At 71.7% G+C, this 1,015-nt stretch carries 2 protein-coding genes; both read left to right on the top strand.

Annotated features, from left to right (window positions below):
• Positions 1-543 (top strand): hypothetical protein (locus FV228_RS30785; protein WP_147857866.1); only part of this gene is annotated, 543 nt, incomplete at its 5' end.
• A gap of 98 nt (positions 544-641) precedes the next feature.
• On the top strand, positions 642-1,015 hold a 374-nt coding region (locus tag FV228_RS30780; RefSeq protein WP_348645077.1), incomplete at its 3' end, for a Gfo/Idh/MocA family oxidoreductase.

The raw sequence follows: 1,015 nt of genomic DNA, 5'->3' as shown, positions 1-1,015 counted from the left end.
CCGCCGGACCGCGCCTGCCTGGGGCTGGCCGGGCTGATCGCCGTCGTGGGGTGCGGCTCGTTCCTGTTCCACACCCTGGCGGTGACCTGGGCGATGTATGCCGACATCATCCCGATCACGCTGTTCATCGTCGCCTACCTGGCTTTGGCGCTGCACCGGTTCCTGAGGCTGCCGCGCATCCGGGTGGAGGCGGCCACCGCGGGCTTCGTCCTGTTCAGCTTCACGCTGGTCCCCACCCTCGACGGACTGAGCGGGTCCGACATCTCCGCCCTGACCCATGGATCGATCGACTACGTGCCCGCGGCGCTCGCCCTCTTCACCGTGGCGGCGCTCGATCGTCCGGAGCACCGCTTCGTCGGCACCGGCCGGAGGCTCACGGAGATCGGCGTGCTGTTCCTGGTCTCGCTGACCGCGCGCACCCTCGACCGATCCGTCTGCGCGGCGCTGCCGATCGGCACGCACGCGCTCTGGCACGTCCTGAACGCCGTCGTGCTCTACGCCCTCGTGGTCACGGCGATCCGGCACCGCGCCGCGGTCCCGTGAGGGCGCGGCCGGTTTTGTTGCGGGCCGGACGGAATTCTTGCACAGATGCGCCGCATCGGTGACCCGGCTCATCGCGAGTCCCGTGCACGGAAGGAATCATGACAGTGAGCTACCGCATCGGCGTCGCCGGGCTCGGCACCGTCGGCGCGTCCGTCGTCCGGATGATCGCCCGCCGCCATGACACCCTGACCGCCTCCGGCCTCGACATCCGCGTCGCCGCTGTGTCGTCCCGCGACCGGACCCGCGACCGTGGCCTCGACTTGGCCGGCGTGACCTGGTTCGACGATCCGGTGGCGCTCGCCCGCTCCGGCGAGGTCGACTGCGTGGTCGAGTTGATCGGCGGCGCCGAGGGGTCGGCCAAGGCCGTGGTCGAGGCGGCGCTGCAGGCCGGCAAGACCGTGGTGACCGCCAACAAGGCCCTGCTCGCCCGCCACGGCGCGGCGCTGGCGGCGCTCGCCGAGGCGAACGGCGT

It is taken from the genome of Methylobacterium sp. WL18, assembly GCF_008040015.1.
Lineage (GTDB): Bacteria > Pseudomonadota > Alphaproteobacteria > Rhizobiales > Beijerinckiaceae > Methylobacterium > Methylobacterium mesophilicum.
This window is presented reverse-complemented; position numbering and strand designations above follow the sequence as displayed.